Genomic DNA, 26,417 nt, shown 5'->3' on the forward strand with positions numbered 1-26,417 from the left:
GTGTTTCTGATATTAAATAATGAAAATTAAAAGCAAGAAGAATGATGAACAATAAGTAATCAACGTATTGAATTTGTAAATAGCAGTATAATTAAGATCATTTAGTTACTGTATAAAATAAAATCAATTTTATTAAAAAATAGTGTGATTCAAATCACAATATATTGAAATATATGATTTTTAATCTAAAAAAATCTTGATTAGAAAACTAAATGATCGTTTAATGCTATCAAGTAAAATTTCTTTAAATCTATGGGTATTTTGTATATGCAAACTCAGATTATCTCAAAAAAAACCTTGAATAATACGATCACTTCAGAAAGCAATATAATTAAAATTGTTGAAGACTCAGTTGTAATGATCGACGTGGCTCCTGAAGATGTTCAAGAGCTGATTGTGAATGATAATCAGGTCATTATTAAACTTAATAATGGGGAAACAATAACCCTAGAAAACTTCAATTATGAAACATCTGATTTAGTTTTCCGTAACCAAAATAGTGAGATGTTTGTTCTTGATTTCAAAAATGTAGAATACAACCCTTTAGAAAGCATAGAAGCGTTACTAGAAGGTGGTGCTGGAACTGGCGCTACAATCTTAAATAATTGGTTAGCTGGTGGTTCACTTGCACTAGGTGCAGTTGGAGTTGGCGTTGCTGTATTTGATGCTGCTAATGGATCAAGTGACACAAAACAACCTTCCAAAGATCTCAGCAAATTAGTTGATGCAATCAATGATGCTAAAAATTCATTAAATCAATTGGATGGTGATGAAAAACAGCGAGTTGAAAATGCTATTAATGATGCAGAAGCTGTTTTAAAAGACCCAGAATCAAGTCAAGAATTACTTGACCAGACGGCTGATGATTTAATTTCTATTGTTGAAGATGCTTTAAAAGATCAAGAAGCTAAAGATGCTGCTAAATTAGAAGAAGCAATTAATAATCTTGAAGCTGATTTGGAAAATGCAAAGGATAAGTTGGAAAATGAAGATCCTAATGATCCATATACTGATGAAACTAGATCAGAATTAGAAAAAGAAATTGAAGAAGCTCAAAAGCTTGTAGATGACTTTAATAACAATATTGGTGACAAGCCAAGCATTGATGATGTAAATAATGCTCGTGATGAACTAAATAATGCTGTGGATAATCTTACTAATTTAGATTTTTCAGCAGCAACACAAGCGGTTCAAACTGCAGAAGCTAAGCATGATGAATTGGTAGAGGCAATTGCTGCTAAAAATGGTGTAATCAGTCCAGCAACGCAAGCTCAATTACAAGCGATCAAAGATCAATTAGATGCGTTGAAAGGTACAGCACAAGGCTTGGTTGATGCATTACCTGCATCAGCAGCTAAAGATGATCTAAATGCTCGTTTAGATGCTCTAGATACAGTTGTACCAGCAGTGAACGATACAGATAGCAATGGTATTGCTGATGATGTTGATGCCGCGATTGCAGCAGCAACACAAGCGGTTCAAACTGCAGAAGCTAAGCATGATGAATTGGTAGAGGCAATTGCTGCTAAAAATGGTGTAATCAGTCCAGCAACGCAAGCTCAATTACAAGCGATCAAAGATCAATTAGATGCGTTGAAAGATACAGCACAAGGCTTGGTAGATGCATTACCTGCATCAGCAGCTAAAGATGATCTAGATGCTCGTTTAGATGCTCTAGATACAGCTTTACCAGTAATTAATGATTTAAATGGTGATGGTGTTGTTGATGCTGCCGAAGCTGCGATTGCAGCAGCAACACAAGCGGTTCAAACTGCAGAAGCTAAGCATGATGAATTGGTAGAGGCAATTGCTGCTAAAAATGGTGTAATCAGTCCAGCAACGCAAGCTCAATTACAAGCGATCAAAGATCAATTAGATGTATTGAAAGATACAGCACAAGGCTTGGTAGATGCATTACCTGAATCAGCAGCTAAAGATAGCTTAGATGCTCGTTTAGATGCTCTAGATACAGTTGTACCAGCAGTGAACGATACAGATAGCAATGGTATTGCTGATGATGTTGATGCCGCGATTGCAGCAGCAACACAAGCGGTTCAAACTGCAGAAGCTAAGCATGATGAATTGGTAGAGGCAATTGCTGCTAAAAATGGTGTAATCAGTCCAGCAACGCAAGCTCAATTACAAGCGATCAAAGATCAATTAGATGCATTGAAAGGTACAGCACAAGGCTTGGTAGATGCATTACCTGAATCAGCAGCTAAAGATAGCTTAGATGCTCGTTTAGATGCTTTAGATACAGTTGTACCAGCAGTGAACGATACAGATAGCAATGGTATTGCTGATGATGTTGATGCCGCGATTGCAGCAGCAACACAAGCGGTTCAAACTGCAGAAGCTAAGCATGATGAATTGGTAGAGGCAATTGCTGCTAAAAATGGTGTAATCAGTCCAGCAACGCAAGCTCAATTACAAGCGATCAAAGATCAATTAGATGCATTGAAAGGTACAGCACAAGGCTTGGTAGATGCATTACCTGAATCAGCAGCTAAAAATAGCTTAGATGCTCGTTTAGATGCTTTAGATACAGTTGTACCAGCAGTGAACGATACAGATAGCAATGGTATTGCTGATGATGTTGATGCCGCGATTGCAGCAGCAACACAAGCGGTTCAAACTGCAGAAGCTAAGCATGATGAATTGGTAGAGGCAATTGCTGCTAAAAATGGTGTAATCAGTCCAGCAACGCAAGCTCAATTACAAGCGATCAAAGATCAATTAGATGCATTGAAAGGTACAGCACAAGGCTTGGTTGATGCATTACCTGCATCAGCAGCTAAAGATGATCTAGATGCTCGTTTAGATGCTCTAGATACAGTTGTACCAGCAGTGAACGATACAGATAGCAATGGTATTGCTGATGATGTTGATACCGCGATTGCAGCAGCAACACAAGCGGTTCAAACTGCAGAAGCTAAGCATGATGAATTGGTAGAGGCAATTGCTGCTAAAAATGGTGTGATCAGTCCAGCAACGCAAGTTCAATTACAAGCGATCAAAGATCAATTAGATGTGTTGAAAGGTACAGCACAAGGCTTGGTTGATGCATTACCTGCATCAGCAGCTAAAGATAGCTTAGATGCTCGTTTAGATGCTCTAGATACAGTTGTACCAGCAGTGAACGATACAGATAGCAATGGTATTGCTGATGATGTTGATGCCGCGATTGCAGCAGCAACACAAGCGGTTCAAACTGCAGAAGCTAAGCATGATGAATTGGTAGAGGCAATTGCTGCTAAAAATGGTGTGATCAGTCCAGCAACGCAAGCTCAATTACAAGCGATCAAAGATCAATTAGATGTATTGAAAGGTACAGCACAAGGCTTGGTAGATGCATTACCTGAATCAGCAGCTAAAGATGATCTAGATGCTCGTTTAGATGCTTTAGATACAGCTGTGCCAGTAGTTAATGATTTAAATGATGATGGTATTATTGATGCTGCGGAAGCTGCGATTGCAGCAGCAACACAAGCGGTTCAAACTGCAGAAGCTAAGCATGATGAATTGGTAGAGGCAATTGCTGCTAAAAATGGTGTAATCAGTCCAGCAACGCAAGCTCAATTACAAGCGATCAAAGATCAATTAGATGCGTTGAAAGGTACAGCACAAGGCTTGGTTGATGCATTACCTGCATCAGCAGCTAAAGATGATCTAGATGCTCGTTTAGATGCTCTAGATACAGTTGTACCAGCAGTGAACGATACAGATAGCAATGGTATTGCTGATGATGTTGATGCCGCGATTGCAGCAGCAACACAAGCGGTTCAAACTGCAGAAGCTAAGCATGATGAATTGGTAGAGGCAATTGCTGCTGAAAATGGTGTAATCAGCCCAACAACTCAAGCTGAATTACAAGCGATCAAAGAAGAATTGAATGCGTTGAAAGGTACAGCACAAGGCTTGGTTGATGCATTACCTGCATCAGCAGCTAAAGATGATCTAGATGCTCGTTTAGATGCTCTGGATACAGCAGTACCGGCAGTGAACGATTTAGATAACAATGGTATTGTCGATGATCTTCAAGAAATAGTACTTCCAGCGGATAACTCAGTTAATTTCATTCCTGAATTGATTAACCCGACTACTAAATTACCTTCAGCAGAACAACAACTTGAAGATAAAACTGCATTTGCGGTAGCAAGTGTTGGCTTGGGTGCAGTGCTCGAAGCTAATGTTTTAACAGAAGTTCTTCAAAATTCATTAACAGTTGATGTTGCTGATGGGACAGTTCGCAACTTAACATTGAAATCACAATCAGGTGGTGTTTCGATCGTCTCGATGTACGATCTTAAAATTTATCAATTTGATGAAGAAACTGGTCAATACAAAGAGTACATGACTGAGAAACAATGGTTGAAAGCTTATTTACTGGCTGGTGTTTCTGAAGAATTGAACGTGAGCCTTCCTGAAGGTAAATATATTGTATTCTTAACACCTTCTGTTGGGGTAACAGTATTAAGTGGTTATACATTGAAGGTATTGAATGACATTATTCTGGATTATAATGAAGTTGTGTCAGTCGATGGCGAAGCAACTGGTAATGTAATCACAGATGCAGATGCTGTTGATGGTCAGGATGTACTGCCAACTGGTACGATTGTAGAGTCAGTTATGGCTGGTTCTAATGCAGCAATTACGTTGAATAGTAATTCTGAAACCGCGATCGAAGGTAAATTTGGTACGTTATTTATTAATCAAGACGGAAGCTATCGTTACGAGATTAATGAAGACTTTAAAGGTCCATTCGGGCAAGTAGATGAGTTTACCTATTACGTTAAAACAGAACTAGGTAATACAGCTTCTGCAAAGCTTAATATATCGATTGATAATAAAGTTGTTGAGGTAAAACAATCAGAAATCAACGACACTGTTATCATCAATCCACTTCCTGAAATTAAAGATATCACTGGTGAAGTGCCTAAATTAACAAATGTTAAAGTGTTAGATGTAAGTTTGTTAGATCCAGTTATTAAAGCTGGTGCAGTTGATTTATCTTCGTTCATGAATTTCACAGTGAATGAAAATAATGTTCGTGAAATGACTTTCCAAGGCGATGGCGGCGGTGTAAGTTTAACTTCATACTCTTTATTTATTTATAAGTTCAATGCTGATACCAATGAATATGTCCAAGTTCACAGCATAAATAACTGGTACACAGTAATTTTAGGTGGTAAATCTGATGAAGTTACACTTAAATTTACAGAGGGTGACTATTATGCAGTGACTGTTCCAACAGGACTTAATGTACTTGGTGGATCTGGTCTATATGTTAATAAAGACACACTTTATGATTATTCGACTGTTAAAACAGACAATGATTTTGTCGGTCAAACTTCAGGTCAGATTGAATTAGCTAATGGGTCAGAAATCATTATTGCTGGTAATACTCAGCTTGTTGAAGAAACAGAACTTCAAGGTGTGTATGGTAAATTAATTCTCAATAAGGACGGAACTTACCAATACTTCGTAAATAAACCTAGTGAAGGCACAAGCTTACCATATGGTGAAATCGAGACATTTACTTATGTCATTAAAGATCGGAATGGAAATAGTTCACTCGAAACGTTAACTATTAAAATTGATTTAGCTGTTGCTCAAGATGATTTTGAAGAATCTGAAATTGTAATGCAAAATAAATCAGAAACTATTGTAAATGATACAATTTTAGATATTGGTCTGGCTCAACGTACTATCGATGCTAAATTTGCAATAGCTGAAAACTCAGTCAGTACAGTTGCAATTTCTTTTGAAAGTACTCTATCTTTAACTTCATCACGCAGTATTAGTTACACAGTGAAAAATGCAGCTGGCACTGTAGTTAAGACTGGTGAGTTAAATGCTGTTACTGGAAAAGTATTACAGTTAAATGATCTTCCCGCTGGTGTATATACTGTACAAGCTAATCTTGTTAATCCTGGACTTGCTTATTTCGAGGACTCTACAATCACGTTTAATACAACGTACTTGAATGAATTTACTCCAGTTGCTTTAGAACCAGTTATTGGAAACGTTTCTAATAATGATGACGGTTTAAATTCTATTAGTTCTTATACTATTAATGGATTAACGACGTCGACTTATAGTGGTAATCCTAGTGTAACTGTCGAAGGTAAATTTGGTACTCTTGTTTTCAATAATGATGGTAGCTATACGTATACACCATCAGGAAAAGGATTTGGTAAAGAAGAATTTAGCTATACTGTTTCGACAGTTGGTGGAACGACTTCAACAGCTACTTTAAGCTTTGATGTAAACAAATCATTTACAAGTTCGAAATTTAATGACGCATTCACTGGAAGTGATATCGCGGATAAATTAATCTTCAACTTACTTGATGAAGCCGATGCAACGGGTGGAAATGGTTTTGATACGTGGTCAGATTTCGAAGCAGGTGTCGATGTAATTGATGTATCTCAACTATTTGTTGATGCTAATACTTCAACTACATTCTCAACAGATTCGACTGATCAAGTTGCGGATATCTTAAGTAAATATATCACTGTTAAAGATTCTGTAATTTCAATCGATCGCGATGGTGAAGGTACACAATTTGAAGCTACTCAATTGTTGAATATTGGTCCTCAAAATGCAGATCTGACGTTGGAGCAGTTACTTCAAAACGGTCAAATCATTTATTAATTCTTTAAAAATACGCATACTACGGTATGCGTTTTATCAAAAAAGGCGAAATAATGTTTCGCCTTTTTTATGGCAATTTAATCTTTTAATTCAGGAGGGAAACCATCTTCAGTCAAAACTTCAGCGATTTTTTCAAAGCTATATGTTGTACGAATATCTGCAATTTTGTTGGCAACATCTACATTGACGCTTGCATTAGGATCAAGTGACAATACAGATGCAGTGACACCTTTAGCACAACCCGAACAACTAATATTTTCAATAAATAATTTCATAATAACCTCTTGCGTTAGTTAACATCTATCACTGTCACGATTGAATATGTTCAATTTTATTCAGAATACTGCAGTTTGAAGTCGAATCATTAGAGCACATCTGACTCGCAGCCTTTAATTTTAAAATCATTGATTGCATCGAATGAATTTGTTCTGTCAAAAAATGGATATGTTGATCTGTAATTTTTTTCACATCAGCACTTTTTCTGTCAGGATTTTTCCAAAGCTCAACTAAACTTTTGATTTGATCGATCGAAAAACCAAGATCTTTAGCATGTTTAATAAAACTTAAAGTCGAAAGGTCTTGCTCTGTGTAAACACGATAACCGCTAGCGCTTCTGATCGGAACAGAAATGAGATCGATTTTTTCGTAATATCGAATCATTTTAGCAGTTAAGCCTGAACGTCGTGCTAATTCGCCAATATTCATGATCTTTCCTTTGTTTTAAGCTGCTAATTTAATTTCAAAGTTTTGAGTCTTAAGGCATTCGCTAATACAAATACCGAAGAAAGTGCCATTGCGATTGCGGCTAAAACAGGTGAGAGCAGGATACCAGTCAAGGGGTAAAGTACGCCTGCAGCAATCGGAATCAGACAAATATTGTATAAAAAAGCCCAGAACAGATTTTGATGAATATTTCTAATGGTCATTTCGCTTAATTTGATGGCTTTAGATAAGTTATTCAAATTTGATGACATTAAAATAAGGTCAGCCGTTTCAATGGCGACATCTGTACCTGAACCTATCGCAATACCGACTTGAGCTTGCGCAAGTGCAGGAGCATCATTAATACCATCACCAACAAAAGCAACATTTCCATATCGCGTTTGAAGGGTCTCAACGATGTTTAACTTTTCATGTGGTTTGACCTGTGCATAAACTGCATTGATATTAAGTCGATTCGCCACATATTGCGCTGCATTTTGATGATCGCCAGTAATCAAAGCAATGTGCTTGTCGTTCTTTTTAAGTTGAGTCATAACCTCGTAGGTTTCAGGTCTTAATTGATCCGTGATTAAAATAATTGATGCAAGCTCACCATCGATGGAGACCTCGATGGGTGTTTGAGCTTCATCTAGTAATCTTTGATGGTGAGAGAGTGCATGAGAGATCTTAGCGTTTTCTCGAGTAATAAATTCTACAGATCCAATTTTAATATCCTGACCATTCAATTGTGCTTGAATGCCGAATCCTGAAATACTCTTAAACTCAGAAATTTCAATCATCTTTATATGATGATCGGATGCATATTGAACAATCGCTTTAGCAATTGGGTGCTCGGAATGATATTCAACGGATGCAACAGTTTGTAGAACCTGTTGATGTGTAAATGGTGCGAAAATCTCGATATGACTAATCGCAGGTTGCCCTATTGTTAATGTTCCAGTTTTATCAAATGCAAATGTTGAAATTTCTCGAAGTTTTTGAAGTGAAGTCGCATTTTTAAATAAAATTCCGTGTTCAGCAGCACGTCCCGTCGCAACCATTATCGACATCGGGGTTGCAAGTCCCATCGCACAAGGGCATGCAATAATCAAAACAGAAACGGCGTTAATCAAAGCATAGCTCAGATTAGGTTCAGGTCCAATCACCAGCCACGCGATGAAAGTAATCATCGAAATCAAGAGGATAACTGGAACAAACCATAAGGTGACTTTATCGACTAAAGATTGTATGGGAAGCTTTTGTGTCTGAGCATTTTCAACCAACTGAATAATTGAAGATAAAATGCTACTTTCAGAAGAATGTTTGGTTTCAATGACAAGAAATCCATTTTGATTGAGGGTTCCACCAACAACTTCTGAACCCATCAATTTGTGGATTGGAAAAGATTCTCCACTGATCATTGACTCATCTACAAAGCCTTCACCTGAAATAACCACGCCATCTATAGGAATTTTTTCACCAGGCCGAACTTCAACCTGCATACCGATTGTAATTTTATCAATCGATATATCTTTAGTCTGGAGGTCAGATACTCTAACTCGCGCTGTTTTAGGTTGTAAGCCAATCAGATGTTGAATCGCTGCAGAAGTTCGACCTTTAGCTCGTGCTTCTAGATATTTGCCTAACAAAATAAATGTAATAATGAGTGTTGCAGGCTCGTAATAGACATGTACTGACTGTTGTGGCAATAAACTTGGAAAGAACGTAGCAACAATAGAATATAAATAGGCAGCTCCTGATCCTAAACTCACCAAAGAATTCATGTCAGGATGTAAATTTATCAGTGACTTGATACCTTGTGTGAAAAAATGCCGTCCAGGTATAAAAATAACTAAAGTCGCAAGAATAAATTGGAATAACCAACTCTGATTTTGACTGATGTAAGTACTTATAAAATGATGAAATGAAGGCAAGAGGTGCGACCCCATTTCAATGATAAATATAGGTAAACTGAGTACAAGTGCGATAATAAAATGCTTGAGAATTTTTTTTGATTCAAGTTCGCGATCTGGAAGTGCTGTGATTGCTTTTTGTTCAAGTACAGCTTCAAACCCTGATCTTTCAATTCGCTCAATAACTTGATCAACAGGAACTTGATAAAGTAGATCAATGCTTGCTGTCTCAGTCGCCAAACTTACTTGTGCTGCTAATACACCGGGTATTTTTAGTAAAGAACGTTCAACTCGACTCACACATGCAGCACAAGTCATGCCTAAAATTTTTAATTTTATTGTTGCCCATTTTTTAGTGTTAAAACCTGTTTTATTTATGGCTTGAATGATTTGTTGATTTTGTACATCTGTTGTTAACTCAATTTGCGCTATTTCAGTGGCGAGATTCACACTGGCATTTTGAATACCTTCGACTTTTTTTAATGAGTTTTCAACTCGGCTTATACAAGCAGCACAGGTCATTCCTTCAATTTTGATTTGAATAGATTTAGTTGAAGTAGATGACATACTTAACTCCATATGCTGATTGAAATAAGGTCATGATCATTCTAAACCTTCCCATTGTGGTAAGGTCAATAAGATTTGTTTCTTGTTTCATCATTACTGATTGGAATCCAAATTAGGCGTATGTTCTTTCCTCACTTAAATTAAAAACAATATTCCAAAAATCCATTTAAATTGAATAAATTTTCTTAAATAAAAAATCATCAAAACAAATCAGAATAAAAAATAACCATCAAAAAGAATTATCGATATGATCTAAAGTATTCAATTCAAATGATTAACAATCTTCAAAATTTCAGATATTTATAAAAAATGGGTAATGATATGAATGATAAATTAAGTTTTGGTTTATTCGCGATTTTATTGAGTACCGTGGCATTGAGTTCTAATGCTCACAGCGCAGATTATAAATGGAAGATAAGAGGTGCGATTAGCAATATTGATCCCACATCTTCTCCAGGTAGTATTTTTAATCGAACAGCACCCGTCACAATAGATGATGCTTGGGGAGTCACTGGTACGATCTCTTATTTTTATACACCCAATATCGCATTTGATGTATTAGTCGGTTTGCCACCAGAGCATAAAATTAATGTTGCTGGTAATGAAGTCGCAAAAACAAAACATTTACCTCCAATTTTCAGTGTGCAATATCACTTCTTACCCAATGAAAAGTTACAACCTTATGTGGGTCTGGGCTTAAATTACACCTATTTTTTTAATGACCGATTATATAGTGGTGATAAGTTCGATCTCTCAGATTCTTTTGGTTGGGCTGGTCAAATAGGCGTAGATTACCAATTGAACCCTCAATGGAGTGTTGGTGCTGATATCCGATATGCGGATATCAAAACTGATGTAAAAGTAAATGGAGAAAAGGTGGGAAGTGTGGATGTAGATCCAACGGTGTATAGTTTAAATATCGGATATAGATTCTAAATATTAGGGTTTAAAAAAGGAGTCATTGATAAGACTCCTTTTTTATAAATATCAACAACAACCTTCAATTAGCCATTGATGATCCCAGTAACACCAGTCACGATCATATCAATGGCAATCGTACCGATAAGCAATGCAGCAACACGACCCACGATATCTACATATAAGTCGATATAATTAGAATATTTATGCTGTAAATTATCATGCAAATATTTCATTAATATCAAAAGACTACAGGTTAAGAATAAGGTCATAAAGATGACTGTGATCGTCTGCCATAAACTTAATTGAATGCCTGTAATCACAGATGCAGAAATCGTTCCTGGACCGATCATAAATGGCATGGCGATCGTACCAGCCAAATGGTTTGGTGCTCCACGCATGACCCCAATCGTATCAGCACCTTCAAATACATAACGGTAACCAATCACCAGGAAAATGATTCCACCAAAAATTTGGAAAGATTCAAATCGTGCATGAAGTACATCATTAAAAAAGGCTTCACCTGTTTTAGCAAAAATGACAAAAACCACAAAGCTAATCAAACTACCTTGGATCAGGGCCATATTAAAAACTTTTGCATCTGAATTTCGAATAATCCCAAGCATATAAATGCTCATTAAAAAGGGATTAAGCAACGAAAAAAATAGAGCAAAGGCGTTTAGACTTTCTGACATAGTCATTTTCCTTGTTTAGATGAGCTACTACTAACTAAATGTCACGATCAGGAAATTGTGGACGTTTACCTGGACTGATTCGGTTAATATGAAGGTACATCATATGACGTTCATATTTGTCCAAAATGTCGTTAATCACTTGTTCTTTGTTGTAACCGACCAAATCATTACCTTGCGAACCTTCAAATAAGTAACTCTCTAAACGATAGTAATAACGCTTTGTTCGTTTAGCACGGGTACTAAAGTTAGGGGTGTCATAACGAACGGGCCAAATCTCATATACGAAATTTTCTTCTTCATTCAAGTGAATAATGAGGTCCAAATGATAAAGCTCAGCATTATCTTCAAGAGGCTTGGTATTCACATCGACTTTGACACCTTTGGATAAAAGTTCCTGTGCCACGGCATCCATTGCAGGTTTACACACATCATCTAACATTTTTAATGTTTGTTCATGGCTTGGATGAAGCATTACGCGACTGAGTCGCTTTTTCCAATTGAGAATATCCACATTGCCCACGACTGGCGCGGCATTTAAGCTAGTACTGGCTTGTCTGAAATCTTCCAATCTCAAGGATTTGTATAAACCCGCCATCACAAAGAATATGACAAAGCTAAAAGGCAGACCCATGATGATGGTTGTGTTCTGTAAGGCAGTAATACCATTTGCCATCAGCATCGCCAAGGTGAGTAAACCAATGGCTATAGCCCAAAATACGCTGAGCCACCTTGGAGAGTCATGCTCGATATTGGTGAATTTTGTCGTGAAATTACCCAAAACAAGAGCGCCTGAGTCTGCAGAAGTAACGTAAAATAATAATCCTGTAATTGTTGCTATACCGGCTAAGAAGGTAAAACCAGGATATTGTGCAAGTAGGTCATAGAAACCATGCGCTGGATTTTCTAAAACGGTTGTTGCGAGTTGTGCATTACCATCAAAAATTACATTGTGAAGTGCGCTATTTCCAAATATGGATAACCAAGTCAGTGTAAATAGTAGCGGAATAATCAACGTACCAAATACAAATTCACGAATGGTACGACCACGAGAAATTCGTGCTAAAAATAGACCAACAAATGGCGACCATGCAATCCACCAAGCCCAAAAGAAAAGCGTCCAACTGTTCATCCATTCTTTAGGTTGTTCGAATGGAAAACTCATTAAACTCAATTTTGGGAATTGACTGAGGTAATCACCTAAATTTTGGATTAAGCCTGCGAGTAAGAATTCTGTATTACCAATCAAAAGAATAAAGAGGAGTAACCCAATCGAGACATAGATATTGATTTCAGAAAGAACTCGAATCCCTTTATTCACACCTGCCGTTACTGAGATGACAGTAATAACCACCGCGATCCCGATTAGACCAGCTTGAATCCACAAATTTTCAGGTAGATCGAAGAGAACATGAAGACCATAATTGAGTTGTACGACACCAATACCACAGGTAGTCGCGATACCAAAAATCGTACCTAAGACGGCAGCTGTATCTACAGTGTGACCTATAGGACCGTTAATTTTTTTTCCAAAAATAGGGTAGAGAGCTGAACGGATCGTAAGGGGAAGGTTATAACGATAGCTGAAGTAACCTAAGGCTACACCAACCAATGCATACATGCTCCAACCAGTTAAACCATAATGAAACAAGGTCCATACCATGGACTGACGTGCTGCTTCAAAGGTTTGTCCTTCACCTACAGGTGGGTTCATGTAATGCGATAAAGGTTCAGCCACGGAAAAGAACATGAGATCAATACCAATACCCGCAGAAAAGAGCATTGCAGACCAACTCAATAAACTAAATTCAGGCTTAGAGTGTTTAGGTCCTAATTTAATTTCGCCGTATCGAGAGCATGCGATAAATACAATAAAGACAAAATAGAGTGTCGCAGCCAACAGGTAATACCAACTAAAGGTTCTGCTTACCCAATCGAGGGTTTGTGTAATGACGTTATTAGCAGCTTCATTAAACAAAATTGTGGTGATCGAAAACAAAAGTATCAATGATGCTGATACATAGAACACGACCTTATTCAAACTATCCTGCGTTTGATCATTTTTGTTATGCATAAATCAGTGACCATTCAATGAGTAATGAAATGATCTACAGCGCAGTTCGATTTATATCCTGATAGAAGCTTGCTTGATCCACAATTACAAACTTTTGCAAATACAAAACAAACTGAGCTGTACATCATGGAAGTAATAGCACTATAATTTTTATTGATTGAACGTTCAATTAAAAAAACGTTTACTAATGTTACAGCGTTCTTATTGATAAACGCTGATTATAATCTCCTGTAGGTTTAGGTCATCTTATGCCAAAAGTTGGTATGCAACCCATTCGTCGTCAACAATTGATTGATGCTACTCTCTCCACTGTAAATGAGCTCGGTTTTGCTGATGCATCCATTCAACAGATTGCGCAAAGAGCAGGTGTCTCCACGGGTATTATTAGTCATTATTTTGGTGGCAAGAATGGATTGATTGAGGCAACCATGCGCTATTTACTACAGCAACTTGGAGAAAGTGTAAGGGATCTAAAATCAGAGGTTGGACATTCTCCAGAAGATCGTTTAATGGCGATTGTTAAAGCGAATTTTGCAACTCCTCAGACCAATCAAGCCGCGATGAAAGTATGGCTCGCGTTTTGGGCTATTAGTTTGCATCAACCCGATCTACACCGATTACAGCAAGTGAATCACTGTCGGCTACATTCAAATTTAAAACATGAGTTTTTAAAACGTTTAAGCCCCCTAAAAGCTGAGCAAGCAGCTCAAGGGTTGGCTGCATTAATTGATGGGTTCTGGTTAAGGGGCGCATTAACAAGAAGTGAGATTGATACTGATCTTTCTATCCGTCTTTGCCATGCCTTTATCCAGCAGCAACTTACACAATAATTTTTAATATTTACTATATCTGAGGCTAATCGTATGAATAAATTCCCATTACAACGTCCTTATATTCATGGACAATTCGTCGATGCTCAATCAGGTCAAACTTTTGATTCGATTAATCCAGCCACGGGGCAAGTTCTCGCGACCATTCAAGCATGTTCTCAACAGGATGTGGATCAAGCCATTCTATCTGCCAAACAAGGACAGAAAGTTTGGGCTGAAATGACTTATATGCAGCGTTCAAGAATTTTAAATAAAGCTGTAGCTATTTTACGTGAAAGAAATGATGAACTTGCCACCATTGAGTCCTTAGATAGTGGTAAAGCCTATAGTGAAACATCGACTGTAGATATTGTGACAGGGGCTGATGTACTCGAATACTACGCTGGAATTTTACCTGTACTCGAGGGTCAACAGATTCCTTTAAGAACAGATTCATTTGTCTATACACGCCGTGAACCTTTGGGAATTGTAGCTGGTATAGGAGCATGGAATTATCCAATTCAAATTGCCTTATGGAAGTCAGCACCTGCTTTGGCGGCGGGGAATGCAATGATTTTCAAAGCCAGCGAGATTACCCCCTTAACAGCCTTTAAATTGGCAGAAATTTATACCGAAGCTGGAGTGCCAGATGGGGTATTCAATGTTGTAACAGGGGGCGGTGATATTGGTGCCTATTTAAGCCAGCATGTAGATATTGCGAAAATTTCATTTACTGGTGGTGTGAGCACTGGAAAAAAAGTGATGGCTCAAGCTGCTGAATCGAGTCTTAAAGAAGTCACGATGGAGTTGGGTGGGAAGTCACCATTAATTATTTGTGAAGATGCTGATTTAGACTTAGCTGCAGATATTGCAATGATGGCAAATTTTTATAGTTCTGGACAGGTTTGTACGAATGGGACACGAGTATTTATTCCAGAATCATTACAGCCAAAATTTGAAGAAAAGCTATTAGAACGTATTCCTTATATCCGCTTAGGTAATCCGCTCGATCCAGAAACAAATTTTGGACCAGTATCTAGCTTTGCGCATATGAATAAAATTTTGGCATTCATCGATTCTGCTAAAAGGGAGGGAGCACGTTTAGTGTGTGGTGGTTCTAGAGCAACAGGTGATCATTTAAAAAATGGTGCTTTTGTACTGCCTACAATCTTCAGTGATTGTCGAGATGAGATGACCATTGTTCAAGAGGAAATCTTCGGTCCTGTGATGAGTATTTTGACATATACATCAGAAGAAGAAGTGATTCGTCGCGCTAATAATACTTCTTATGGATTGGCTGCTGGCGTGGTTACCCCTGATATTGTCAAAGCACATCGAATCATCCACCAAATTCAAGCAGGTATATGTTGGATCAATACGTGGGGTGAATCGCCAGCTGAAATGCCAGTCGGTGGCTATAAGCATTCTGGTGTAGGAAGAGAGAATGGTTTAACGACTTTACAACACTACACGCAAATCAAATCGGTACAAGTGGAATTAAGTCCATTTCAATCTGTATTTAAAGCCTAAGGAGAACACTATGACATATGATTACATTATCATAGGTGCAGGTTCTGCTGGGAATGTACTTGCAGCGAGACTCACCGAAGATCCAGATATTAAAGTTCTGCTCCTTGAAGCGGGTGGCCCTGACTACCGTTTAGATTTTAGAACTCAAATGCCTGCTGCTTTGGCTTATCCTTTACAAGGTAGACGTTATAATTGGGCATATTTGACTGATCCAGAACCACATATGAATAACCGCCGTATGGAATGTGGACGTGGTAAAGGTTTAGGTGGTTCATCATTAATTAACGGTATGTGTTATATCCGTGGGAATGCCATGGATTTAGAGCAATGGTCTCAAATGAAAGGACTCAGTCATTGGCGCTATGCTGAATGTTTACCTTACTATAAAAAAGCAGAGTCTAGAGATATTGGTGCAAATGAATATCACGGTGATCAAGGCCCAGTTAGTGTTGCTACGCCAAAGTCAGACAATAATGAGTTATTTCATGCAATGGTTGAAGCGGGTGTGCAAGCTGGATATCAACGTACGGATGATTTAAATGGATACCAACAAGAAGGCTTTGGTCCAATGGATCGTACGGTGACACCTCAAGGCAGACGTTCCAGTACCGCTCGTGGCTATTTAGATATGGCTAAAGGTCGTCAGAATTTAACGATTATTACGCATGCCACAACCAATCGAATCTTATTTGAAAAAAAACAAGCTATCGGTGTTGAATACATTCTTGGTCAAGATGTAACTAATTTACACAAGGTCTATGCTGAGCGAGAAGTATTGCTGTGCGCAGGTGCTATTGCATCGCCTCAAATTTTACAGCGCTCTGGGGTAGGAGCTAAGTCATTATTAGAGTCACTGGATGTAAAGGTTGTGCAAGATTTACCGGGAGTGGGTGAAAATCTGCAAGATCATTTAGAAATGTATCTTCAATACCAATGTAAGAAGCCCGTCAGTCTTTACCCTGCATTAAAATGGTATAACCAACCTAAAATTGGCGCTGAATGGCTGTTTTTGGGTAAAGGAATTGGTGCAAGCAATCAGTTTGAAGCAGGTGGATTCATTCGCTCTAGTGATGAGTTTGAGTGGCCGAATCTCCAGTATCACTTTTTACCAATTGCAATTAACTACAATGGTACCAATGCAATCAATGAACATGGTTTTCAAGCACATGTTGGATCTATGCGATCGCCGTCAAGAGGAAGAATTCGCTTAACCTCGAAAAATCCTTTTGATCATCCGAGCATTTTATTTAACTACATGAGCACTGAACAAGATTGGCGCGAATTCCGTGATGCAGTGAGAATTACACGAGAAATTATGCATCAGCCTGCATTAGATCAGTATCGAGGTAGAGAAATTAGTCCAGGTTCAGCATTAAAAACAGATCAGCAAATTGATGAATTTGTAAAAAATCATGCAGAAACAGCGTATCATCCTTCGTGTAGCTGTAAAATGGGTGAAGATGATTTAGCTGTTGTAGATGGTTACGGTCGTGTCCATGAAATAGATGGGTTGCGAGTGGTTGATGCTTCTATCATGCCGCTGATTATTACTGGTAATCTCAATGCAACGACGATCATGATGGCCGAGAAGATTGCTGATCACATTCGTAATCGACCTGCTTTAACCCCTTCAGATGCACCATTTTATCGTGCAGAAACTTCACCCTTATTTTCTTAATTATAAATTTTATGATGATTAAAACGACTCAAGCAGTGCTGTTGAGCACTGCTAGCTTTATTATTTTACCCAGTTATGCAAATTCTACGAATCAAGAAACAAATTCACCAATTCAATTTGATGGATATGTCACATTAACCTCCAAATACATTTCACGTGGTTTAACAAATTCACCAGAAAATGATGACCTCGCAATTCAAACAGGTCTAAACCTCAGTTATAACAACTTCTATGTCGGGTATTGGGGTGCTACACTAGGCTACTCTTATGCTGAACTTCAAGGTGATAAGCGCCGTAAAACTGATAAATTAGAGCATGACTTTATTGTCGGCTACAGTTTTGATACTGGTAGGACAAATTGGAATATTTGGAATGCCACTTATTTCTATCCGAACGCGTCAAATACAACTTCCAATGAAATGGGGGTAACTGCCACACACCAATTCAATGATAAAAACTCTTTATCAACCAGTTTATCTGCATATACATATGATGTCGTGTATGCAAACCAAGGGGATACTTATCTAAACGTAATATATACCCACCAACTCAATGATAAATTATCTGCTACAGCAAGTGCTGCAGCGAGCTATTTTAATGATAATGGGAAATATGAAGGTCAAGAGCTCGGTGATACAAAACGAGAATTTGCTTATCGCTTCTCATCCATCGGGCTTGATTATGCCTTGACACCAGAACTCGGATTGAGTGGACAATATATTTTTGGTGGTAAGAACCGCTATAACGAAAAACAGAAAAATTTAGGTGTAGTGGCTTTCACCTATAGTTTCTAATTTAAGAAAATCTTCAAATGCTTAGGCTTAAATTTTGAATACCAAAATAGCCTAAGCAAAAGTGTAATTTTTAAATTAGACTCATCAATAAATAAAATCTCGACATATCAAAGATTATTAGTAAAAAAACTTATCAACTTAGTATTTATTTAATGAGTGATAGAAGTATGAATTGACCAAAAATAGGTCATGAATATGACGAGAAGAGTAAAATTTTACGCAATTTTTTTTCAAGAATTTATTTAGAAATAATTCTTGTGAAAAAAGTTCACTAAGATTTTTTGATGTTACATAGATGACTATGCTCAAGTATTAACTGATTTCAGCTAAATTCATAAATCAACTAGATATCCTATAATTTATAATTCATGAAGGACAATGGATTGAAAAAATAAAACTATGAATGTTCATATTAAACATGAGGTTAGAATTTGATTCTCTCCAATATTAAAATAGGGCTTTTGATTTCTATCTTCAGAGATAAACAACTAAACGTCTAATCTCATTTATTAAGTTTTAATATTTTGAAGAATTTTGTTCTCATCATTAACGGCGCTATCGGAAAAATAGCAACGATTTATGAAGAATATTTTTAATTGTTTTTATTTTATTGCTGTCATCAATATTACAAATATACCTTAGACAAATATCTCCCTAAAATCATTGAACTTATTTCGCTTTTTGAGCCAGTATTAAGAATGCTTTTAACCTGAGTGAGCTGGCTTATCTATGAGTAAAATCTCTAATTTAGATATCAAATTGTACTAAAATTAGTACGAGTCACTCAAAGAAAGCAAAAAAATTAAAATTTCAGCATTAAAATTCAGAGCTTTAAATGCTAAAGCTCTGAATTTAATAAGTTAACGTGTAATTTTCCACGTTTGATATGAATTATTGCTTTGACATCCAATCATTTGTAGGCGTGCCATACTATTTGCACCATCAGCGGCATCAAGGCATAGACCTGTTTTTAAGTTGATATATTGGCTTGTATGGCGACTATACATCCATCGTTGACTACTATCATTATTGCACGGCGCAACTTTAACGAAATTATCTTTAACATCGCCCATCAAACACGCATCCCGATGAGTTAAGTATAAGCGATGTGTGTGATCCGTACTCAGACGTTGATTACCGTTGTTAGGATCGCATGAATACAATCCCATTTGTTGACCACCATTCAAGCTATCTGCACAAAAACCTCGTGCACCATTTTTCAAAATGAAAGGTTTTTGCTGGGTGTAATTGGCATTATTCACAGTAGAAATGCAAGTAGAATCATCCGTGCAATGCGCTGATGCCACTTGTACACAATTTCCATAAGTTTTAGTCGTTTGTGATTTAGACTTAATTGAATAGTTTGCTATTGCAGAATAGGTGGCAGAAACAGATGTATGAACATCATTACAACTGTTATAGCCATAAATACCGTTGGGTTGTTGGTGCTGTCTGAAATTTTCGGTAAATGTAGCTAAACTATCAAAACCACCCCAGGTCTGAGGCACATTGATTTTTGCAATTTCAAGTTGTTTACCAGTACTCATGTCTTTAACAAAAGCTGAGACTGTACTGTCATTATTTTTCACAATCTTAAAATTATATTTCGTGCCTTCTTTCCATTCATAAGGTAAGTCACATTGAACGCCATCACCTTCATGATCAAATTGTCTGCAATAGGCAGGGTATCCTGATTTCCAAGATGTCGTTTTCCAGATTGAGAAATTTAAATACTTCTCATCATTGCTTCGTTGCTGTAATCCAACATAACCGATATTTCCATTTTTTAATGAAAATTGATTGGCCCAAAATGTATTACCATCATTTCCTGGCTCATTGGTAATGATGATTTGATTTTCAAGTGTTGCAAAGCCATTAGCAGGAATATTGTTCCAATGGTAGTCAGTAGAAACCATTCCGCCTGCAACCACGGCATACGTATTCGAAACTCCAAGTAACAGGGAAGTACTTAAAGTGGTACGAATAATAAGATTGATTAAATTCATTGTTATATGCTCATATGATTATAAAAATTAAGTCACAGATTCTTTAGTTTTACTTATGATTATATAGTGATGAATACAACTTAGAACCACTATAAATAAATTTTATTAAAGTTTAACTAAATAATAAACATATTGAAATGTTATAACATAACAATTATGATTTAGGTTATTTCAAAAATCAAGATCATTCATTGATTGCAATAAGCGATCAAATGATGTGGTTGAACATGAAAACGAGTAACTCACCATGAATATTGATTCTTCACAACCGTATAAATTACCTGTCACTGTGCTATCTGGATTTCTTGGTGCAGGAAAAACCACACTTTTAAATCATATTTTAAATAATAGAGAAGGAAAACGTGTCGCAGTAATTGTGAACGATATGTCAGAAGTCAATATTGATGCGGCTTTAGTCAGAGAAGGTGGGGCGGAATTATCACGAACGGAAGAAAAACTCGTTGAAATGAGTAATGGATGTATTTGCTGTACTTTGAGAGAAGATTTATTAGTAGAAGTAAGACGATTAGCGGAAGAGAAAAAATTTGATCAGCTCGTCATTGAATCTACCGGAATATCAGAGCCTCTACCTGTAGCCGAAACATTTACGTTTGAAGATGAAGACGGCGTATCTCTAAATGAGTACGCTCGTTTAGATACCATGGTGACCGTAGTCGATGCATTCAATTTTTTACGTGATTATCGTTCATATGATCTTCTTCATGAGCGTGGCGAATCACTTGGAGAATTTGACCAACGTACTGTTGTGGATTTACTGATAGATCAAATCGAATTTTGTGATGTTATTATTCTAAACAAAACTGATTTAATCGATGAGCATCAGAAGTCCCAGCTTTATGCGATTCTCAAAAAGCTTAACCCTAGAGCAAAAATTGAGTCATCCACATTTGGACAGGTTGAACTCGATAAAATACTCAACACACAGCTTTTTAATTTTGATGAAGCCTCACAAGCACCTGGTTGGTTAAAAGAGTTGAGAGGAGAGCATAAGCCTGAAACTGAAGAATATGGAATCGAAAGTTTCGTATATAGAGCAAGAAGACCCTTTCACCCACAACGTTTTTACAATTTTATTCATTCAGAATGGAAAGGTGTTATACGCTCAAAAGGATTTTTTTGGCTTGCTGCGGAACCAACAATGGCTATGTCTTGGTCACAAGCTGGAGGTATGGCTCGGCATGGTCAAGCAGGATATTGGTGGGCTTCGGCACCACAAGAGGAATGGCCACAAGATACGCAATCTATTCAGGCAATTGAATCGAGTTGGCATCCAGAAACTGGTGATGCCAGACAGGAAATTGTTTTAATTGGTCAAGAGATGGATAAAGAGCAATTAATCCAAAATTTTGATCAATGTTTACTTACTGATTCGGAGATGAGTTTAGGACCAATCGTTTGGTGTAATTTCTTTAACCCATTTGAAACTGAAAAAGAATTACTCGCCTAAATTGAGCAAGGAATTCCTTAACAAATTAAGAGTAATCTGAGTTCTCCTACATTTTCTTTTGGAGCACGGTGAACACAAGGAAGTACTTTCTGATCAGGATGATCTACAGCCAAACGCCAGAGATGACCAACTCCTAAACTTAAAGGTATTGCACTATTTTTAGGTTGATAGTGAAGATCCATATAGGTCTCTTCAAGAAAATCCTCAAACTCATGGTCTTCGCCATCAAACAATGATTTAATTTTTTGACGGATTTCTGGGATAAGAATTTTTTGTTCAACCTGATCATTGGAAATAATATCGCTAGCCGACCCGTAATAGGTACACAGATATGTATCCGTTGCTAATGGCGATCGATCTACATGAAAAGAATATACATCAGTGCTGATAAAATCCAATTCTTCATCACGCTGATATTCTTTGATTAAGTTTAAAGACGGCGATGCACCCAATTCGGTGAGTAACATTATATCATTGAGGATAATGTCTCTCGCTTTGCTTGCAGAGTCTGAAAGTTTGAGTTGCTCTAATTGAGCGATGGTAATTTCAGTAATATCTTCTATGAGTGTAAGTTTTTCAACGATTTCTTTGAAATTGTAATCTAAATGCCTATACCAACATAAAGCATTGACATGGTCTTCAAAAACTTCATTCGCTAATGCTTGGAAAGTATTCACCAATTTGGCTTGAGGATATGAGTGAATGAGTTCGAGCATATGATCTAAAACTTTTTAAAAACATATTATAGCTTTTAGCTCTAGACTTGATAAGACTGGATTTAGATGATTGATCGTTGTCCTATGTAGTAGGAGAGTGGGGCTTCCACCCCATAACTACACGATGTCAACAAAAACGATAGATACTCATTAAGGCTATTCTACGATTGGGTCTAAAAGATTAAACATAGCGTGAGTTTTTTTGTTGGCTACAATTTCTGTTTAGCTTTTTGACGGAGAACATACAAATATAAGCTTTCTACTTTTTCACGTGCCCATGGAGTAGTCCGTAGAAATCGTAAAGATGATTTAACACTTGGGTCGATGCAAAAACAACGAATTTCAATTTTACGACTTAATCCTTCAAAGCCTCCGTAGTAATCCAATAACTCATCTAAAATGTCAGCGAGTTTTTTTCCATGTAAAGGGTCATTGGAGGTGTTCATAGTTGATCAACTGAATTGTTTAAGATAAGCATTATAACCTGAGCTAGTTAAAAATTGAGAGCGTTGCTTTCTATAGTCAATTAACCATCAAAATGACAGCAGGTCATAGCCAAAAACGGATCATGCGTCAAAGAAAATAAATGAAAAACGACACCTTATGTCGTTCATATTTTGAACTTTTTGTTTTCTATGTTATTAATTAATTTAATTATTTAAATAGGTTTATCTATGCAATTTCAGTTACTAAGTTTAGATGCAAATACTGCTAAAATTAGCATTCAGTCTGACCAAAATAATCTAAGAGGGGTATGGGTTATTCAAAATTTAGCCCCTTATCATACACAATTTAAATCACTAATTTCTAGTTTAGAAGTAGCTCAAAATCCTGATGAAGTATTTAATGAGATTCGAAATAAATATAGATTACGTAGAGCTATGGTGATATAGATTTTAAGTCAACATAAATAGCCTTACGCAATCAAATCAGGGGGATGATGCATAAGGATTGTATGTCTGATTTCTGCATAACTTATATTATGTTACTGAGTAAAGTTAAAAACAGTATTTTGTAGGCTACAATCTTAGACATCATATTTAACATAAAATGAAGTTATGCGACTTCAGAATGACCTAACATAAATATATATATTTCTAAATTAATTAGAGCTTTAATTTTATTTATATTATTATTTTAACAAATTAATTTTGAAATAAAGTTTATGAGTGAATCTAAAAAAGTTTGCGGTATTGTAATGCCTATTTCTACCATTGATGGTTGTGATGAAAGCCATTGGCTTGATGTTTATGAGATTCTAAAAGAAGCTATATCGATGGCTGATTTTGAAGGAAATCTTGTAAGTCTTGCAGATGATGTAGGAATTATCCAAAAGAGAATAATTCAAAATCTATATGATAACCCTATCGTGGTTTGTGATGTTAGTTGTAAAAATCCCAATGTTATGTTTGAGTTGGGTATGCGCTTAGCATTTGATAAACCTACTATTATTGTTAAAGATGACATAACAACTTATTCATTCGATACCTCTCCAATTGAACACTTAGAATATCCTCGAGATTTAAGATTTTCAAAAATCGTTGAATTTAAAAATAAATTGGCACATAAAATTAAAGTTATTTCTCAACAGGCTCAAACGACATCTGCATATAGTCCATTTCTTCAACATTTTGGTCAATTTAAAGTTGCAAAGCTTGATCAAAAGGAAGTATCAGGACAGGAATATATTATTGATGAATTAAAAAGCATCAAAGCATCTATGGCACGACTAGATCGAAGAAATAATCCACCACCATCGAATCGGTATAAAAACTCATCTTATGAGGAAGTATTAAATAGTGACTTTGATATCTGTCTAGCAGAAGTTTCTGAAGAAAATCTACTGAATCTTCAAAAGCTTTTAACATCTTCAGAATTTAAACATCTAATCAAAGACTATGAAATTCGTTCTTTAGGTGATGATCATAGACATTTAATTTTAGATTTAACTGATGAGTCGAATTACACTCAAATAAAAAATAGAATTGAGAGTGTGATTGAAACAAAATTTCCTTCAAAAAGACATGCAACAATTAAGACTAGTAAGTTTATCGGGTAAAAAAAGAGTCCACGTTATCTAATGGTGGACTCTAGTTTTAAATTTAAGAATAAAAGGGCTGTTAATCCTCCTAATTTTACAGCTTCTTTGGGTTTTAGATTCTTCAAGTAATATTTGATCAGAGCATGTATTACATCTGATTCTTTCATCAATAGTTTTTTTATTAATGATGAATTTCATCGAAGATTCTTTAATGCCGAATGCTTAGCCATCGCAAATTATATAAACCCATATTCAGGGTTGTTGTTCCAGATATTCTATTTAACATAATATACATTATGCGAAATTGTGGCGAATCAATCTCTGGTCAATCGACAAATCAATATTTCATGTGTATACATATGCTTAGTCAATTTTAAAGAAAATCGATTATGGATAATCAAAAAAGAATTCATGCTTTCACGGATGATATAATAGGTACAAGTGATGCGATTGAGCTCTCAAACAGAATTCAATCTAAAGACATCTCAATTGATGAAGTTTTAAGAGCTTCGATTGAACGCGCAAAATTCGTAAATCCTCTGCTAAATGCAATTGAATTCGAAAACTTCGAACAAATACTTAAATCGCCTACTTTTAAACCAAATCAGATTTTTTCTGCAATCCCTACATTTATTAAGGATAATTTGGATCTTATTGGTTTTCCTACGCAACAAGGATCAACATCGTTCAAATCCAAGGAAAAGATCAAAAACTCTAAAATTACTCAACAAATGTTAGATACAGGCTTAATTGCACTGGGTAAATCCAAAATGCCTGAATTTGGCTTAAATGCTTCAACAGAATTCAAGTCTGGGGATTACACACGCAATCCTTGGCATACTGATTATTCGTGTGGAGCTTCTTCAGGTGGAGCTGCGGCACTCGTTGCATCAGGCGTAGTACCAATTGCACATGCAAATGATGGTGGTGGTTCGATACGAATTCCTGCAGCAAATTGCGGTTTAGTCGGTTTAAAGCCGACACGTGGTCGTTGGTATCCAAATGAAGGTTCACAGTATTTACCAATTGACCTTGTTTCAGATGGTGTTTTAACACGTTCTGTGCGTGATACCGCGTTTTTCTTCGCTGAAATGGAAAAACAATATAAGCCAAAAAAATTACCCGAAATTGGCTTAATCCAGCATCCATCCAGCAAACCTTTACGGATTGGTCTTGTTTATAATTCATTGCAAACCAATACTGATGCTGAGACCCGTCAAACTATTGAGTCTACTGCTCAATTACTCAGGAATTTAGGTCATCATATTGAAGAATTTTCACTTCCTATTCCAGATTCGTTTGTAGATGATTTCAGCCACTATTGGGGTTTTTTATCATTTATGATTCAACAGTTTGGAAAACCGCTACTTGGCAAAGATTTTAACGTGAATGAGTTAGATCATCTAACAGTTGGGCTTGCAAACTTGTACAAGAAAAATTTCTATAAAACCCCTTTATTTTTATACCGTTTAAAGCAAATCCAACGCATCTATCAACAAATCTTCCAACAATATGATGTCATCCTTTCGCCAGTTTTAGCGCATGTTTCGCCTCAAATTGGATATCTTTCACCTCACCTCGAATTTGATGTTTTATTTGAGCGTTTAAGGAATTATGTGGCATTCACACCTATTCAAAATATCGCAGGTGCTCCAGCGATATCATTGCCGATGGGTATGACCAAATTAGATTCAAGACCGATAGGTATTCAGCTTTCTGCTGATTTGGGACAAGAACGTTTACTGATAGATCTCGCTTATCAGCTTGAACAGATACAACCTTTTAAAAAAATATTCGATTAAATTCATACGCTAAGGATCATTAATCAAATTCTTGAGGATCCTTATCAACA

The 26,417-nt window shown here is 36.6% G+C and carries 18 protein-coding genes and 1 pseudogene; 10 read left to right on the forward strand and 9 right to left on the reverse strand.

Features of this window, described 5'->3' with window-relative positions:
* Positions 1-267: 267 nt before the first annotated feature.
* A complete protein-coding gene (locus AC1M85_RS06930; RefSeq protein ID WP_488213807.1) occupies positions 268-6,657 on the forward strand; it encodes a BapA/Bap/LapF family large adhesin in 6,390 nt (2,129 codons plus the stop codon).
* A 77-nt stretch (positions 6,658-6,734) separates the two neighbouring features.
* Here AC1M85_RS06930 and AC1M85_RS06935 read toward each other — a convergent pair whose 3' ends face one another.
* Genes AC1M85_RS06935 through AC1M85_RS06945 form a run of 3 tightly spaced genes read right to left on the reverse strand, consistent with a single transcriptional unit; the run spans position 6,735 to position 9,851 of the window.
* Positions 6,735-6,932 (reverse strand): heavy-metal-associated domain-containing protein, encoded by a 198-nt coding sequence (locus AC1M85_RS06935; RefSeq protein ID WP_035268662.1) that lies wholly within the window; start codon positions 6,930-6,932, stop codon positions 6,735-6,737.
* Between the two features lie 34 nt (positions 6,933-6,966).
* The gene (gene cueR / locus AC1M85_RS06940) at positions 6,967-7,362 is read right to left on the reverse strand and encodes a Cu(I)-responsive transcriptional regulator (RefSeq protein WP_035268660.1); all 396 of its coding nucleotides are present in this window, start codon (positions 7,360-7,362) and stop codon (positions 6,967-6,969) included.
* A gap of 23 nt (positions 7,363-7,385) precedes the next feature.
* Positions 7,386-9,851 (reverse strand): heavy metal translocating P-type ATPase, encoded by a 2,466-nt coding sequence (locus AC1M85_RS06945; protein ID WP_488213808.1) that lies wholly within the window; start codon positions 9,849-9,851, stop codon positions 7,386-7,388.
* Between the two features lie 309 nt (positions 9,852-10,160).
* Between AC1M85_RS06945 and AC1M85_RS06950 the strand changes: the two genes are divergently transcribed.
* Entirely contained in the window at positions 10,161-10,775 is a 615-nt protein-coding gene (locus AC1M85_RS06950; protein ID WP_488213809.1) for an OmpW/AlkL family protein, read from the forward strand.
* 68 nt (positions 10,776-10,843) lie between these two features.
* Here the strand turns inward: AC1M85_RS06950 and AC1M85_RS06955 are convergent, their stop codons facing one another.
* A complete protein-coding gene (locus AC1M85_RS06955; protein WP_035268656.1) occupies positions 10,844-11,452 on the reverse strand; it encodes a MarC family protein in 609 nt (202 codons plus the stop codon).
* Positions 11,453-11,486: 34 nt separating this feature from the next.
* Positions 11,487-13,523 carry a choline transporter gene (locus tag AC1M85_RS06960; protein ID WP_035268654.1) on the reverse strand — a complete coding sequence of 679 codons (2,037 nt, stop codon included), beginning with the start codon at positions 13,521-13,523 and terminating at the stop codon, positions 11,487-11,489.
* 248 nt (positions 13,524-13,771) lie between these two features.
* On the opposite strand from AC1M85_RS06960, the gene betI reads away from it, so the two are divergent.
* The 4 genes from betI to AC1M85_RS06980 are packed head-to-tail and all read left to right on the forward strand — an operon-like array spanning position 13,772 to position 18,334.
* Positions 13,772-14,353 (forward strand): transcriptional regulator BetI, encoded by a 582-nt coding sequence (betI, locus tag AC1M85_RS06965; protein WP_035268653.1) that lies wholly within the window; start codon positions 13,772-13,774, stop codon positions 14,351-14,353.
* A gap of 33 nt (positions 14,354-14,386) precedes the next feature.
* A complete protein-coding gene (betB, locus tag AC1M85_RS06970) occupies positions 14,387-15,862 on the forward strand; it encodes a betaine-aldehyde dehydrogenase (RefSeq protein ID WP_488213810.1) in 1,476 nt (491 codons plus the stop codon).
* Between the two features lie 10 nt (positions 15,863-15,872).
* Complete coding sequence (betA, locus tag AC1M85_RS06975; protein ID WP_488213811.1) at positions 15,873-17,540, forward strand: choline dehydrogenase; 1,668 nt, start codon at positions 15,873-15,875, stop codon at positions 17,538-17,540.
* A gap of 14 nt (positions 17,541-17,554) precedes the next feature.
* On the forward strand, positions 17,555-18,334 hold the full coding sequence (locus tag AC1M85_RS06980) for a TorF family putative porin (RefSeq protein WP_488213860.1): 780 nt from the start codon (positions 17,555-17,557) through the stop codon (positions 18,332-18,334).
* A gap of 860 nt (positions 18,335-19,194) precedes the next feature.
* Here the strand turns inward: AC1M85_RS06980 and AC1M85_RS06985 are convergent.
* Positions 19,195-20,340 (reverse strand): RICIN domain-containing protein, encoded by a 1,146-nt coding sequence (locus AC1M85_RS06985; protein ID WP_488213812.1) that lies wholly within the window; start codon positions 20,338-20,340, stop codon positions 19,195-19,197.
* Between the two features lie 247 nt (positions 20,341-20,587).
* On the opposite strand from AC1M85_RS06985, the gene zigA reads away from it, so the two are divergent.
* Entirely contained in the window at positions 20,588-21,808 is a 1,221-nt protein-coding gene (zigA, locus tag AC1M85_RS06990) for a zinc metallochaperone GTPase ZigA (protein ID WP_488213813.1), read from the forward strand.
* Positions 21,809-21,825: 17 nt separating this feature from the next.
* Here the strand turns inward: zigA and AC1M85_RS06995 are convergent, their stop codons facing one another.
* Complete coding sequence (locus AC1M85_RS06995; protein ID WP_488213814.1) at positions 21,826-22,524, reverse strand: DUF1826 domain-containing protein; 699 nt, start codon at positions 22,522-22,524, stop codon at positions 21,826-21,828.
* A 209-nt stretch (positions 22,525-22,733) separates the two neighbouring features.
* The gene (locus AC1M85_RS07000) at positions 22,734-22,970 is read right to left on the reverse strand and encodes a VF530 family protein (RefSeq protein WP_035268632.1); all 237 of its coding nucleotides are present in this window, start codon (positions 22,968-22,970) and stop codon (positions 22,734-22,736) included.
* A 228-nt stretch (positions 22,971-23,198) separates the two neighbouring features.
* On the opposite strand from AC1M85_RS07000, the gene AC1M85_RS07005 reads away from it, so the two are divergent.
* Both AC1M85_RS07005 and AC1M85_RS07010 read left to right on the forward strand, forming a co-directional pair.
* Entirely contained in the window at positions 23,199-23,417 is a 219-nt protein-coding gene (locus tag AC1M85_RS07005) for a hypothetical protein (protein ID WP_488213815.1), read from the forward strand.
* Between the two features lie 272 nt (positions 23,418-23,689).
* Positions 23,690-24,583: a hypothetical protein gene (locus AC1M85_RS07010; RefSeq protein WP_488213816.1), complete on the forward strand. Its 894-nt coding sequence runs from the start codon at positions 23,690-23,692 to the stop codon at positions 24,581-24,583.
* A gap of 14 nt (positions 24,584-24,597) precedes the next feature.
* Here AC1M85_RS07010 and AC1M85_RS07015 read toward each other — a convergent pair.
* Positions 24,598-24,778: pseudogene (locus AC1M85_RS07015) on the reverse strand (hypothetical protein).
* A 176-nt stretch (positions 24,779-24,954) separates the two neighbouring features.
* Here AC1M85_RS07015 and AC1M85_RS07020 point away from each other — a divergent pair.
* Positions 24,955-26,367 (forward strand): amidase, encoded by a 1,413-nt coding sequence (locus tag AC1M85_RS07020; protein ID WP_488213817.1) that lies wholly within the window; start codon positions 24,955-24,957, stop codon positions 26,365-26,367.
* Positions 26,368-26,417 lie beyond the last annotated feature (50 nt).

The sequence above is a fragment of the Acinetobacter sp. 24-47-64 genome, assembly GCF_057737055.1.